General features: G+C 36.1%; 12 protein-coding genes. 7 read left to right on the top strand and 5 right to left on the bottom strand.

All coding sequences use genetic code 11. From position 1 onward, the window contains the following. The first annotated feature begins 120 nt into the window (after positions 1 to 120). Entirely contained in the window at positions 121 to 996 is an 876-nt protein-coding gene (locus ACQWU4_RS04450; RefSeq protein ID WP_429934557.1) for a hypothetical protein, read from the top strand. Positions 997 to 1,069: 73 nt separating this feature from the next. Further along, positions 1,070 to 2,047 (top strand): polyprenyl synthetase family protein, encoded by a 978-nt coding sequence (locus tag ACQWU4_RS04445; protein WP_429934556.1) that lies wholly within the window; start codon positions 1,070 to 1,072, stop codon positions 2,045 to 2,047. A 59-nt stretch (positions 2,048 to 2,106) separates the two neighbouring features. On the opposite strand, the gene ACQWU4_RS04440 is transcribed toward ACQWU4_RS04445, so the two are convergent. Both ACQWU4_RS04440 and ACQWU4_RS04435 read right to left on the bottom strand, forming a co-directional pair. Beyond that, positions 2,107 to 2,916 (bottom strand): hypothetical protein, encoded by an 810-nt coding sequence (locus tag ACQWU4_RS04440; protein WP_429934555.1) that lies wholly within the window; start codon positions 2,914 to 2,916, stop codon positions 2,107 to 2,109. Between the two features lie 275 nt (positions 2,917 to 3,191). Next, positions 3,192 to 3,491 carry a hypothetical protein gene (locus ACQWU4_RS04435; protein WP_429934554.1) on the bottom strand — a complete coding sequence of 100 codons (300 nt, stop codon included), beginning with the start codon at positions 3,489 to 3,491 and terminating at the stop codon, positions 3,192 to 3,194. 134 nt (positions 3,492 to 3,625) lie between these two features. Between ACQWU4_RS04435 and ACQWU4_RS04430 the strand changes: the two genes are divergently transcribed. After that, on the top strand, positions 3,626 to 6,058 hold the full coding sequence (locus ACQWU4_RS04430) for an alpha-ketoacid dehydrogenase subunit alpha/beta (protein ID WP_429934553.1): 2,433 nt from the start codon (positions 3,626 to 3,628) through the stop codon (positions 6,056 to 6,058). A gap of 103 nt (positions 6,059 to 6,161) precedes the next feature. Continuing rightward, entirely contained in the window at positions 6,162 to 6,893 is a 732-nt protein-coding gene (locus ACQWU4_RS04425) for a class I SAM-dependent methyltransferase (RefSeq protein ID WP_429934552.1), read from the top strand. A 15-nt stretch (positions 6,894 to 6,908) separates the two neighbouring features. Here ACQWU4_RS04425 and ACQWU4_RS04420 read toward each other — a convergent pair whose 3' ends face one another. Continuing rightward, positions 6,909 to 7,295 carry a winged helix-turn-helix transcriptional regulator gene (locus ACQWU4_RS04420; protein WP_429934551.1) on the bottom strand — a complete coding sequence of 129 codons (387 nt, stop codon included), beginning with the start codon at positions 7,293 to 7,295 and terminating at the stop codon, positions 6,909 to 6,911. Between the two features lie 124 nt (positions 7,296 to 7,419). On the opposite strand from ACQWU4_RS04420, the gene ACQWU4_RS04415 reads away from it, so the two are divergent. Continuing rightward, complete coding sequence (locus ACQWU4_RS04415; protein WP_429934550.1) at positions 7,420 to 8,481, top strand: NADH:flavin oxidoreductase; 1,062 nt, start codon at positions 7,420 to 7,422, stop codon at positions 8,479 to 8,481. Between the two features lie 180 nt (positions 8,482 to 8,661). Here ACQWU4_RS04415 and ACQWU4_RS04410 read toward each other — a convergent pair whose 3' ends face one another. Together ACQWU4_RS04410 and ACQWU4_RS04405 are read right to left on the bottom strand one after the other, a co-directional pair. Continuing rightward, positions 8,662 to 8,823: a bacteriocin-like protein gene (locus tag ACQWU4_RS04410; protein WP_429934549.1), complete on the bottom strand. Its 162-nt coding sequence runs from the start codon at positions 8,821 to 8,823 to the stop codon at positions 8,662 to 8,664. Between the two features lie 172 nt (positions 8,824 to 8,995). Then, positions 8,996 to 10,198: an aminopeptidase C gene (locus ACQWU4_RS04405; RefSeq protein WP_429934548.1), complete on the bottom strand. Its 1,203-nt coding sequence runs from the start codon at positions 10,196 to 10,198 to the stop codon at positions 8,996 to 8,998. Positions 10,199 to 10,407: 209 nt separating this feature from the next. Here ACQWU4_RS04405 and ACQWU4_RS04400 point away from each other — a divergent pair, with 209 nt between their 5' ends. Next, positions 10,408 to 10,926 carry an RNA polymerase sigma factor gene (locus tag ACQWU4_RS04400; protein WP_429934547.1) on the top strand — a complete coding sequence of 173 codons (519 nt, stop codon included), beginning with the start codon at positions 10,408 to 10,410 and terminating at the stop codon, positions 10,924 to 10,926. A gap of 11 nt (positions 10,927 to 10,937) precedes the next feature. Then, complete coding sequence (locus ACQWU4_RS04395) at positions 10,938 to 13,274, top strand: TonB-dependent receptor plug domain-containing protein (RefSeq protein ID WP_429934546.1); 2,337 nt, start codon at positions 10,938 to 10,940, stop codon at positions 13,272 to 13,274. Positions 13,275 to 13,411 lie beyond the last annotated feature (137 nt).

Here is a 13,411-nt window from a genome sequence, read left to right as displayed (position 1 = left end):
CTGACTTTTTAGGATAACTACAATCTGTCGGATCAAAAATTCCCTTCCTTTGGAGGGGTGGTTCTTAAAACAAATATCTCCAAATTTTTCCAATCATATACAAACCCTTACTTTTGCTCCATGAAAAAATTCCTCCTTTTCTCCGTTTTTGTCACTTTCCAATTTTCCTTTTCGCAGCAGACCGATTTCTTAAAAATAAGAAAATTCAGAGTTGCTTATCTGGATGATAAAATTCAGGAAACATCAGGACTGAGTATTTTGAATGGGAAACTGTATACGTTCAATGACAGCGGTAATGCTCCGGAACTTTTCGATCTGGATGAAACCTCAGGCAGTATCAGAAATACTTTTACAGTTAATGCTAAAAACAAAGACTGGGAAGCTCTGACCAATGATGGAAAGAATTTCTATATCGGCGATTTCGGAAATAACGGAGGAACAAGACGGGATCTGGAAATTTATAAGTTGCCTTTTCAGAATGAACCCCAAAACGACTCCATTACCAAAATATCATTCTATTACCCTGAACAGACAGAGTTTATTCCGGAATATACAAACAATGATTTTGATGCTGAAGCTATGATTTATCTTAATGGAAAACTGCATTTGTTTACCAAAGAATGGAAATCAAAGTCAACCTCTCATTATATCATTGATCCAGTTGTTTCTGAAAAGCAGAAAGCTGAGAAAACGGAATCCTATAAAACCAATTTTGTAGTAACTGATGCCGCCTATTTTAACGGTAAGCTTTATCTGGTAGGCTATACCAGGAAAACAGAAGTTTTTCTTAATATTTTTAAAGAAACAGAACCGGGAATTTTTTTTAAAGAAAAGCCGAAGCACTATTATCTGGGAAGCGCCCTTGCCGTAGGGCAGATCGAAGGTATCGCCGTTAATGACTCCGGAATCTATATTTCAGGAGAAAAATTCAGGTCGAGATTGGGAGGTTCACAGCCTGCACTGTATTTTATTCCAAAAGAAGAATTCAAAGATTAATTTTGTCCTGAAATTGCGTGAAAAAAATTATCTTTGTGAGAATTAATAAATATTTACCTTTCATTCACAGATTTTGGCAAACATCGTAGAAGAAATCAAACGACCGATCAATGAGGAAATGAAACTTTTCGAGCAGAAGTTTTATGAATCGATGCAGAGCAAAGTGCCTTTATTGGATAAAGTAACCCGTTTTATTGTTACTACCAAAGGAAAGCAGATGCGTCCTATGTTTGTATTTCTTTGCGCAAAGCTGATAGGTGAGGTTAATGAAAAAACGTACCGCGGAGCTTCAATGATTGAGCTGATTCATACCGCAACTCTGGTACATGACGATGTGGTGGATGAAAGTTTTAAACGTCGTAATTTCTTTTCAATCAATGCTTTGTGGAAAAATAAAATTGCGGTTTTAGTAGGAGATTATCTTTTATCAAAGTCGGTTTTATTGTCTACAGATCATAAAGATTATGATCTTCTGGGTGTAATTTCAAGAACAATCCGTGAAATGTCTGAAGGAGAGCTTCTGCAGCTTGAAAAAGCGAGAAAACTGGATATTACGGAAGATGTTTATTATGAGATTATCCGTCAGAAAACAGCGACCTTAATTGCTGCATGTTGTGAAATTGGTGTTCTGTCCAACAATGCGGATGAAGCGCTTGCTAAGAAAATGATGGATTTCGGGACCTATACCGGTATGGCTTTTCAGATTAAGGATGACCTTTTTGACTATTTAAGTTCAAATGTTATCGGGAAGCCTGTAGGAATCGACATTAAGGAACAGAAAATGACGCTTCCTCTTATCCATACTTTGAAAATTGCTAATGAAAAGGATCGGAAATATTATTTTAACACTATAAAACGGTATAATAATGATCCCAAACGTGTTAAAGAACTTATAGACTTTGTCAAAAATTCAGGAGGTATGAATTATGCTATTAAAGTGATGAAAGATTTTCAGCAGAAAGCAAAAGACATCCTGAATGAATTTCCTGATTCTGAAGCAAAAAAATCACTGCACAGTATGCTTGACTATGTAATCGAAAGAAAATTCTAAGAATTTGAATTCAATGAAATAAAAAACGGGATGCAAAAACATCCCGTTTTATTTTTAGATTAAATTTTTTGTACCGTAACATTCGTAACGTTTCCGTTTCCTGTAGGTCCCATTTCTGTTGACAATACTGTGCAGGCCTGGTTGGGTGCTGCAGTAAAGCGAACCTGATAATTAGCAGTAGGAATTATGAGCAATGTCGTATAATTCATTAGCTCACCAAGTCTTGTAGTAGAGGTTAGGTTAGGAGTTGTAGTAGCAGCGTAATGACTGCCTCTTCCTAAATAAGTTGCGTCAGGAACTGGCCTAATTCCTAAAAGCAGCTGTGCATCCGCAGAAATACCCGCAAAACTAGCCTGTAGCGTTACCAGATAATTTCCGGCCTGGGTGAAAGTTAAAACTCCTGTGCTTGTGTTATAGCTATAAAACGGAGATGTTGCTATGGGTGCAGCAAACAGAAGAGTGGTAATCGTAGCACTTCCGGAAATAGTTTGATCCGCTGCCAAACGGGCATGGAATAAGGAATAAGCAGTGAAATCTATTGTTTTCAATACCCCGTTTGTATCGGCTACAACTACTCTGTCAGTACCTCCAACTCCGATGTTAGTGTTGATGTTTCGGATTCGTGCATTTCCTGAAGCTACATCCAGTTTGTCCAATGGAGATGTAGTTCCGATACCTACGTTTGCTGTATTCGTTACAACGAAATCATTTACTTGTTGAGCGGCAGAAGGAGCTCCGGATAAGGGATTATCTTTTGCTGCATCAATGTGAAAACTAGCCTGTGGATTGTTTGTGTTTATACCTACTTGTGCGCAGATGATGCCTGACGTTAAAAAAACGCCAAGAAGCGAAATAAATTTTTTTCTCATTTCTAATTAATTTTTTTTCTTTTGTGTATTAAAATTACGTAACATTTCTTTCCGTTTATCAATTTTTATACCATTATAGAAATAATGATTAATAATATGATGGTTTTAATGTTGTTAATTGAAAGTATTGCAGATTATATTAGGGAATTATCACTTTTGTTTGATTTAATTTATACAGTGGAGAACCTTATTATTTACCATAATAAGAACTAAAAGGTGATTTATTTACAGCGAAAAAAGAATATTTTAAAAATTGAAATTATTAGATTATAGATTTAATCAATTATTTTAACAGTCACAATAACAACTGCTAAAACAATGCAAAATAAAGCGATTAAAAATAGATAATCCGCAATAGTCTCATATTTAGTCTCCCGTTGTTCGCTTTTCGTTCGGATCGCCAGGAAAGAGAAGAAGCAGCTGCATGCGAAAAGCAGGCACGATAAGCCGGCAAACTCATCCAGATGTGTATTCCCACTGATTTTAGTGATTTTTAGTGATGTGATAATGATCAAGGAAAAACCTAAAAGATTGCTTGATGCATTTAGAATGTGTGGTGACTTTTTTTCCATCATTTACAATTTTTCACAAGATAAAACACAATTTTTTTATTATCAAATTTTTAAAAAAAATTATTGAAAATTAAAATTAGTTTAAAAATTGTATATTAGCGCCATACTTGAAGAATAAAAACTTTTTATATCTAGCTATGCAGACAACCTATATTGAAACACAGCAAATCTCTTTCCAGGATTTTAAAAATCAGATACTTGAAGATTACAGGTTAGGAAGGATATCGCGCGAAATGTCTTATCTTGGAAGAAGGGAAGTACTTACAGGAAAAGCTAAATTCGGAATTTTTGGGGATGGTAAAGAGCTTCCTCAGCTGGCAATGGCGAAAGTTTTCAGAAATGGAGACTTCCGTTCAGGATATTACAGGGATCAGACTTTTGCATTAGCAGCAGATGCTTTAACAGTTGAAAGTTTCTTTGCACAACTGTATGCAGATACAAGTGTTGAAAGAGAACCGGCCTCAGCAGGAAGGCAGATGAACGGACACTTCGCAACAAGAAGTTTAAATGAAGACGGGAGCTGGAAAGACCTTACGGCACAGAAAAACATCTCGTCCGATATTTCTCCGACAGCAGGACAGATGCCTAGATTATTAGGATTGGCTCAGGCTTCCAAAGTATATAAAAGTGTAAAATTTGAAGGTTCAGAAAAATTCTCAAAGAATGGTAATGAAATTGCTTTCGGAACAATTGGGGACGCTTCTACGGCGGAAGGACATTTCTGGGAAACTTTGAATGCTGCATGTGCGCTTCAGGTTCCTATGATTGTTTCTATCTGGGATGACGGTTACGGAATTTCCGTTCCAACCAGAAATCAGCGTGCAAAAGCTGATATTGCTGAAATGTTAAGCGGTTTCCAGAGAAAAGAAGGCGAAAACCAGGGATGTGAGATCATTCAGGTAAAAGCATGGGATTATCCGGCATTATTGGATGCTTATGCTAAAGCTGAGCATTTTGCAAGAACAGAAAGTATTCCGGTTGTGGTTCACGTTATTGAAGTTACACAACCTCAGGGACACTCTACCTCAGGATCTCATGAGAGATATAAAAATGAAGAGCGTCTTTCTTGGGAAGCAGATTTTGATGGTTTGGTGAAGTTCAAAGAATGGATACTGAACTATTCGATCGAAATTGAAGGAAAAGAAGAAATTATTGCTTCTGCGGAAGAATTGGATGCGATAGATGATGAAGCTAAGAAAATAGTAAAGGCAGGCCAGAAAAATGCCTGGGAAAACTATCAGAAAACGATTACAGATTTAATTCAGGCCGTTCTTCCGTTAGTTGAAAACCTTAAAGGGCATAATGCTGAAATTGAAGGTTATGTTGCCCAGTTCAGTAAGTTGGTTTCCAAAGCTAAAAAAGATATTTTCCATCTGACAAGAAAAGCTTTATTGGCTACAAGAGGAACTAATTCTGCAGAAAGAATCCAATTGATGCAGAAGTACAATGAAGTTTTTGAAACAGAAAAAGATAACTATTCTTCTCACTTATATTCACAGTCTCAGTGGAAAGCTGAAAATGTGAAAGAGATCAAACCTGTCTTTTCAGACAGTTCTGAAGAAGTGGACGGAAGAGTAGTGGTAAGAAATAATTTTGACAAAATTTTCGAGAAATATCCTGAAACCTTAGTGTTTGGTGAAGATGCCGGAAATATCGGTGACGTAAACCAGGGGCTGGAAGGGATGCAGGAAAAATACGGTGATGTACGTGTAGCAGATACCGGAATCCGTGAAGCTACAATTCTTGGTCAGGGTATCGGGATGGCAATGAGAGGCTTAAGACCTATTGCTGAGATCCAGTACTTAGATTATATTCTATATTGTTTACAAGGAATGAGTGATGATCTGGCAACTGTTCAGTACAGAACAAAAGGCGGTCAGAAAGCTCCTGTAATCATCAGAACAAGAGGCCATAGATTAGAAGGTGTTTGGCATTCAGGTTCTCCAATGGCGGGGATTCTGAACCTTTCCAAAGGAATTCTGGTATTGGTACCTAGAAATTTAACGAAAGCTGCCGGATTCTACAATACAATGCTTCAAAGTGATGATCCAGCGGTAATCGTGGAATGTCTGAATGGGTACAGATTAAAAGAAAAGCAGCCAGATAACTTAGGTGAATTCACTGTTCCTGTTGGAAAAATTGAAGTGACGAAAGAAGGAAAAGATGTTACTTTAGTGACTTACGGTTCTACTTGGAGAGTTGTTATGGACGCAGCAGAACAATTAGAAAAAATAGGTATTTCTGCAGAAGTGATCGATGTACAGTCTTTAATTCCTTTCGATTTAACGAATGAAATTGCCGAAAGTGTTAAAAGAACCAACAGATTAGTCGTTATTGACGAAGATGTGGAAGGTGGAACTTCAGCATTTATTCTTCAGCAGATTCTTGAGAAACAGAAAGCATTCAGATATCTGGATTCAGATCCGTTGACGATCGCTGCTAACGATCACAGACCGGCTTATGCAAGTGACGGTGATTATTTCAGCAAGCCATCTTCTGATGATATGGTAGAAAAGATCTATGCTATGTTTAATGAAACAAACCCTCAGAAATATCCTGCGATATTTTAATTGGGATTTTAGATATAATAGAGCCGCTTTCTTTTTTGGAGAGCGGTTTTTTATTGATGAATGCGTAATTTTGAATAACCCTTAAATTTTAAAATACATAAAGATGAAGATCACCAAGCTTGTTATTCTTTTTAATTATCAAAAAATCCTGTTAGGGATTGTCATTTCCATTCTATTCTATGCTTTGTCATTTTGGATAAATTTCAATCCTATTATTTTATTATTGAGGATTTTAAGTGTTCTCATTATTTTAAATATAATTGCGTCACTCGTTGCTTCTTACATTTTGTACGACAATTCTGATCTGTATGAATTAAACAGTTTAAAAGGAATAATTGATTGGGACAAAACCAAAAATGCCATTTTAGTTCACGCGAGTTTTGATCCTTTGTCAAAGCGGTTAGAAGAGAAATATCCGGATTTGAATTTAACGGTTTGCGATATCTACGGAAATAGGCACGAACATGAAAAAGGAATAGAAACCTCAAAGAAAATATTTCCACCCAATCCCAAAGAAATAAAGATCTCACCGGATAAACTACCTTTTGAAAATCAGTCACAGGATGTAATTCTTGCTTTAACAGCATTGCATGAGATTTTAGATCATCAAAAAAGAGTTTTATTTTTTAAAGAAGCAAAAAGAATTTTAAAAGATGGTGGAGTAATTATTGTTTCTGAACAATTTAGAGATTTTACCAATTTTGTTTTCTTTAATATCGGAGCATTTCATTTTTTAAGTCAAAAGCAATGGAAGAAAGCAATTTCAGAAGCAGGTTTAAAAATAGTTTCCAATCAAAAAATTACTCCTTTTGCAAATATGCTGATCATAAAATAGTTAAAGATAAAAATATCAAACTTTAGCTACTTTTTGATCTTCTTTATTCAGGAAACTACAATTTTTATCATCCTGCAAATCTTTATTCTGATATTTAGCCTCCCATTCCTCCAGCATATACAGTATAGGTAAAAGCGCGAGTCCTTTTTCCGTAAGAGAATATTCCACTCTTGGAGGAAGCTCTTTAAACTCTTCACGGATAATCAGTCCATCACTTTCCATTTCTCTTAACTGATCGGTCAGAACTTTTCTGGAAATCACATGAATTCTTACGGCCAGTTCTCCGAAACGAAGCTTACGGTCTTTAATCACCAGAACTATAATCGGTTTCCATTTGCTCCCCAAAGCGGACATTGCCTTGCCTAAAGGACAGCTGTATTGCATCATTTCATTCTTTTTCATATCTGTTACTTTGATGTTACTAATGTAAGTTACTGCGAAGTTACCACTATTTTTTCAATATAAGATACAAAAACAAACTATTATTAGTTACTTTGTGTAACAATTATAAAATATCAATTTAAAAATGAGTATAGAATCATTATTTAAACCGTTTACTTACAAAAATCTGGAACTTAAAAATAGAATAGTAATGGCTCCTATGACAAGAGCACAATCTGATAATGGAGTTCCTACCCAAAATATCGCAGAATATTACGCTAGAAGAGCTGCTTCAGAAGTAGGGTTGATTCTCTCTGAAGGAACAGTAATTAACCGACCTTCTTCAAAAAATATGCAGAATATCCCGGATTTCTATGGAAATGAAGCATTGGCAGGCTGGAAAAACGTTATTAATGCCGTTCACCAAAACGGTGGAAAAATGGGACCACAAATCTGGCATGTAGGAGACACCAGAATGACAGAGGACTATCCGCTGGCTCCAATGGAAAAAGCATCAACAATGACTCTCGAAGACATTCAGGATACTATTGTACAGTTTGCTGCTTCCGCAAAAGCTGCGAAAGATTTAGGTTTTGATGTTGTTGAAGTTCATGGAGCGCACGGCTACCTTATCGACCAGTTCTTTTGGGAAGTAACCAATACAAGAACGGATGAATATGGCGGAAAAACAATCAAAGAAAGAAACCGTTTTGCAGTAGATGTGATTAAAGCAATAAGAGCTGCAGTAGGGGAAGATTTTACGATTATTCTACGTCTTTCACAATGGAAACAACAGGATTATAACAGTAAACTGACTGCTAACCCAAAAGAAATGGAAGAATGGCTATTACCATTAAAAGAAGCAGGAGTAGATATTTTCCATTGTTCACAGCGTCGTTTCTGGGAGCCGGAATTTGAAGGTTCAGACTTAAATTTTGCAGGTTGGGCAAAGAAGATTACAGGACAGCCGACAATAACAGTAGGTTCTGTAGGATTAAAGGGAGATTTCATGGGTGCTTTTGCCGGACAGGGAACAGAAAAAACTGATTTGACTGAGCTGATCAAAAGACTTGACAATGGAGAATTTGATCTTGTGGCAGTAGGACGTGCACTTTTACAGGATCCTCAATGGGTTAAAAAAATAAAAACCGGAAACACAGAAGAACTCCTGGACTTTTCAGCAGAAAGCATGGCTAAACTGTATTAAGATAAAAATCAAATATGAATAGTGAATTTGGTTGTCAATTTTTAGCCTTTAAATTAGGTTAATCCACAATTAACAATTGAAATTAATCATCACAGTTTTCTTTATTTTTATATTAAATTTTCACCTATTTATTTAAAAGAAACCCGCTTTCAGAATTTCCGGAAGCGGGTTTTGATTGGTTTAACCTGGGCATTCCATCGTATCTGAAATGCATTTCCATCGGGATGGAAACCCATTTTGAGGAGGAATGTAGCAGGCTGTTGTCCCTGTTGGACAATCAGGTGCATTGCCACCATTGATTTTCTTTAAATCAGATTTTGCTAGTTTTTTTAGATTTTTCATATTATCATAATTTGTTGATCATTAAAAGTATAATATTTTCACCAAATAGTGTAATAATTTAGAATAATTTTCAAATTATATAAAAATAACCGCGCTCCAAATATTTGGAGCGCGGTTTTAACAGATTTAAATATCTAAAATTACCGTAGTGACCGGTAACAGTGATTGCTTATTATAAACCAATATTTTTTGTAGGCTTTAATTGCTTAAGGATACTCTTTGGGACTGCATTCTTATGAACTAGAATCGCGGTTGATTTGTATTCAACATAAGGTCTTGTAACATAAATATAACCCTCAAAGTCGTTGGTTACACCCCAGGAATTCTTTACCATATAATATTCCTTACCTGTCTGATCTTTTGCCAATCCTACGATATGCATACCATGGTCATCTGTTGTAGAAAGATTGTTAAGCCCTTTTTGACGCAGATCTTCCGTGATTGTTTTATCTTTTTTAGATTCAGTGAATAATGACTGTTTGTTCTCGTCGGTAATCTGGTTCAGATCCATATCCGGAACATAAGCTACTCCATTCTTATAAGAAAAATAAGGTTCAGTAACATCTGTTGCCCATCCTACAGAATATCCTTTGTTTACAGCATTGTCGATAATGGTTGTAAGATCCTTCATCGGAACATTCCAATCGGTGTCATGGCTCCAGTTATCAGGAATTGGAACTACGAATTTCTGGTAATACGGATAATCTTTGTAAGAAGAGATTTCTACATAGTCTTCAGGATTAATGCCTACCACTTCTTTAGCAAATGTTTTAGGAGTGTAGTTTTTTCCTTCATAAGAAAAATTAGTAGGTACTTTTCCAAGGTATTCATCCAGGATTGCATCCACCGGGTCCATCCAGTTGTCAGTCAGTTTTGCTTTTGAACCGGCCTGAACAAGACTGTCTAAAACAGTTTTTAATTTTCCCTGCATTTCTTTGAAATTATTCAGGGTTTGTCCGGCTTTCAGTCCCGTATAAACTTCCTGAGGTACGGCACCGTATTTTTTGTACATATTGATTACATCATGAAGCTCACCACCGTCACCCCAGCTGATAGCTCCGTTATTCAGTACATATAGCTTTGCTTTATCGTGGTAAGAATTTCTTGCTGTAAAAATTTCAGCAAGGTCTATAGGTTTTTTCCCCATTCTCTGCATTTCAGATTCAAGGAAAGAATTTCCCGAGTAACTCCAGCAAGTTCCTGATGAACCCTGGTTTTTTACTGAAGTAGCGCCTATATCCTTTAACGTTGTGAACTGAAAATTAGCGTTTTGAGATTGATTGTTTTTTAATTTGTTGATTAAATCATCCTGGGCAAACATCATACTTCCTGCAGACAAAACAAAAAGTAATGAGGCAATTTTGGTATTTTTCATTACTATAAAAAGATTATTTATATAAATAGTCGTTCATAATAGAGATTTGTTACAAAGGGAAAAGTTAAATTTAGAAGTAAAAAAAATAAAAGGAGAACAAGTAAATTGGTTGATGTATGAATTAACTTTTTTAACTTTTTCCCATAAAAAATTAAATGTTTCCAACCTATCCAAAAGTTTATGCATCTATAAAAGTATAAAGCCTGACTATGGAAAGAGAATTACTAATAGAATGCCAAAGGAACAGCCGCAGTGCACAGCGGAAGGTTTACGAAAAAATGGCAGGCAAGCTGTACTCGGTCTGCCGACGCTATCTGAAAAATGATGAAGATATTGAAGAAGTATTGGCCGATACTTTCTACAAAATATTTACGAAAATCAACCAACTCCAGAATCTTGATACTTTTGAAGGATGGGCCAAAAAGATTGCTGTCAATGAATGCCTTCAGAAACTGAGAGCTGCCAAAGCACAGTTTATCTCTATGGATGACAGCTTTGCCGAAACTTCCGGCACTTTATCAGAAAGCGTTTCATTCGAGAAAGATATTCTGAGCCTGCTGAACTTTCTTCCTGAAGGCTGTCGGGCAATATTCAATTTGTTTGCAATTGAAGGTTATCCTCATAAGGAAATTGCATCAATGCTTTCCATAAGTGAGGGAACCTCAAAATCCCAGCTCAATTTCGCAAGAAAAAAACTACAGGAACTTTTGGTCAATCAGAACATTTAAATTTTAGGAAAATGGAAAATAATCACGATATAGATAAAAGATTCAATGATGCTTCTAAACTTTCAGAGGAGCCGGCTGTTTTTCCGGGTTTTGATAAGGTTTGGGCAAAAGTTGAGGAAAAATTAGATAAAAAAGAAGAAAAGAAAAGAATACTGCCGGTTTGGTTTCCTTATGGAGTTGCGGCAAGCTTGATTATTGGATTGGGAGCATTTTATTTCATCAGTAAGAATAAAACTGTAGATACTTCAAAACCTGTCATTGTAGAAAACAGACTTGAAACCCATTCTGAAAAAAATACAGTTCAAATGGTTGACAGTACTGTAAAGTCTAATATTGAAAAAGAAATTGAATCTTCAAAATCGTCTCAAAAACCACCTGTCTTAGCTTATGAGCCGGAAGTAATAAAAAAAGCTGCTGATAAAAGATACGATGAAATCTATTCTTCAAGAAAAGCAGACTATTCAACAGACGGATATTTGATTAAAAAGAAAGAAGAGATTGGAGCAATACCTCAAAGAAGAGGAGGGCAATGGAAGGATACTGCAAAAACACAGGATATTGAAGAGGTGGTAGTAACAGCTGCGTTTGGCATAAAGAAAACGGTATCTTCCACAACTTCATCAAGTGTTATAACTACTTCAACAGATAAATTAGCTGGAAGTATGACGGTATCTTCTACTTTGAGTGGTAAGGCAGCAGGATTGAAAATTTCTTCAGGACCTGGAAAATCTTCAGAAATCATGATAAGAGGTTCCAGAAGCATTAGTGTAGGCAAACCTCTGTTTGTAGTAGATGGGAAAGTGTTTGAAGCAGATTTGTTCAGTGTGCTGGATTCGAAAAATATCAAAGAAGTAAGAGTCATTAAAGGAACAGAGGCCACCGCTTTATATGGAAGCAAGGCGAGTAACGGGGTGATTTTGGTTACAACTAAAGGGTTATCAGCATCGGATCTGGAAAAGATTAAAGAAACTGCATCCAAAAAAACGGAAGAGATCATAAAAGAACCAGAGGTAGAACTTCCGAAAGCAGGACAGCTGACAGCCGGAGAAGTAAACGATTTTTCAAAATGGAATTACTGGAAAGATATTGCCGTTCCTACTCTTGATGAATATAAAAACCTCTGGAAGCTCTTTCCTGACAAAAGAGTTTCTGTACAGTTGGTTAATAAAAGCAGAAAGCCAATAATCGGAGAAAAAGTAAAATTGCTGAATGAGAAAAAAGAAATCATTTGGGAAGCTGTTTCTGATAACTTAGGAAATGCTGAACTGTGGATAGAGCCTAAGATTGGCGGTACATCTGCTTCGGCAAAATATTACCTGGCTGACGGTTCCGGACAGATCATCAGTACCAATATCAGGGATTTTAAAAGCGGACAAAACCTTATTATGCTGGATAAAGCCTGCCTTACAAAAAGAACTCTGGAACTGGCATTTGTAGTGGATGCTACGGGTTCTATGGGAGATGAAATTTACTACCTGCAGTCTGAACTTCTTGATGTTTTAAGAAAAGTTGAAAGCAATCTGAAAAATACAACCGTAAGATACGGATCTGTTTTTTACAGGGATCAGGGTGATGAATATGTAACCAGAAAATTTGATTTCTCAGACAAAGCAGAAGACCTGGTTAATTTTATTAAAAACCAAAAAGCAGGCGGAGGCGGAGATACTCCGGAAGCGGTAGTAGAAGCCATGCAGGTTTCCATTGATGACTTGAAATGGAGCAATGAAAATTCAGCTAAAATCATGTTTTTAATCCTGGATGCACCCCCACACCGTTCGGATGAGAATATTAATAAACTCTATGAGAAAATAAAACTGGCTGCTAAAAAAGGAATTACAGTTATTCCTTTAGCGGCAAGCGATACGGATAAACAGACAGAATATCTGATGAGAACCTTTGCTTTACTTACAAATGGAACCTATACTTTCCTTACCAACGATAGCGGAATCGGGAATGATCATATAAAACCTACCATTGATTCCTATGAAGTTGAGAAACTTAACACTTTGCTTTTACGATTAATTCTGCAGAGAGCTACGCTTCCGGAATGTAATGATGGTATCTCAAACGATTACCTGAACAAAAAGCTTGAAACTGAAGTTAATAACCAGCCGGAATCCAAAACCTTGATTTTTCCGAATCCTACAAAAGGTATTATCAACATAAAATCAAGAAGTACTATGGATGAGCTCTTTGTCTATGATCTGGCCGGAAAGATTATCATGAGAAAAGAGAATCTGAGTGAAGGTAAAAACATAATAGACATTACTTCCTATCCGCAAAGTATCTATCTGATAAGGCTGAGATCTAAGGATCAGTGGGAAACCTTTAAGGTGATTAAAAATTAATAGTTGTAAAATCCATTCAAAAATAACATCATAACAGACATTTAAAACAATGTCTGTTTTATTTTAAAATTAATTTTCAAAAATTATTGAAAATTCAAAAAATATAATTACATTTGTAGCAGAAATAGAAAATGAGA

This window comes from Chryseobacterium sp. MIQD13 (assembly GCF_050496705.1).
In the GTDB taxonomy this organism is placed as follows: domain Bacteria; phylum Bacteroidota; class Bacteroidia; order Flavobacteriales; family Weeksellaceae; genus Chryseobacterium.
The sequence above is the reverse complement of the archived record's forward strand: the minus strand, read 5'-3'. Positions and strand labels throughout refer to the sequence as shown.

Excerpts from the sequence above, each read along its gene's own strand:
- ACQWU4_RS04450 (WP_429934557.1), top strand. The coding sequence starts at position 121 with ATGAAAAAATTCCTCCTTTTCTCCGTTTTTGTCACTTTCCAATTTTCC.
- ACQWU4_RS04440 (WP_429934555.1), bottom strand. The coding sequence starts at position 2,916 with ATGAGAAAAAAATTTATTTCGCTTCTTGGCGTTTTTTTAACGTCAGGC.
- ACQWU4_RS04435 (WP_429934554.1), bottom strand. The coding sequence starts at position 3,491 with ATGATGGAAAAAAAGTCACCACACATTCTAAATGCATCAAGCAATCTT.
- ACQWU4_RS04430 (WP_429934553.1), top strand. The coding sequence starts at position 3,626 with ATGCAGACAACCTATATTGAAACACAGCAAATCTCTTTCCAGGATTTT.
- ACQWU4_RS04425 (WP_429934552.1), top strand. The coding sequence starts at position 6,162 with ATGAAGATCACCAAGCTTGTTATTCTTTTTAATTATCAAAAAATCCTG.
- ACQWU4_RS04420 (WP_429934551.1), bottom strand. The coding sequence starts at position 7,295 with ATGAAAAAGAATGAAATGATGCAATACAGCTGTCCTTTAGGCAAGGCA.
- ACQWU4_RS04415 (WP_429934550.1), top strand. The coding sequence starts at position 7,420 with ATGAGTATAGAATCATTATTTAAACCGTTTACTTACAAAAATCTGGAA.
- ACQWU4_RS04410 (WP_429934549.1), bottom strand. The coding sequence starts at position 8,823 with ATGAAAAATCTAAAAAAACTAGCAAAATCTGATTTAAAGAAAATCAAT.
- ACQWU4_RS04405 (WP_429934548.1), bottom strand. The coding sequence starts at position 10,198 with ATGAAAAATACCAAAATTGCCTCATTACTTTTTGTTTTGTCTGCAGGA.
- ACQWU4_RS04400 (WP_429934547.1), top strand. The coding sequence starts at position 10,408 with ATGGAAAGAGAATTACTAATAGAATGCCAAAGGAACAGCCGCAGTGCA.
- ACQWU4_RS04395 (WP_429934546.1), top strand. The coding sequence starts at position 10,938 with ATGGAAAATAATCACGATATAGATAAAAGATTCAATGATGCTTCTAAA.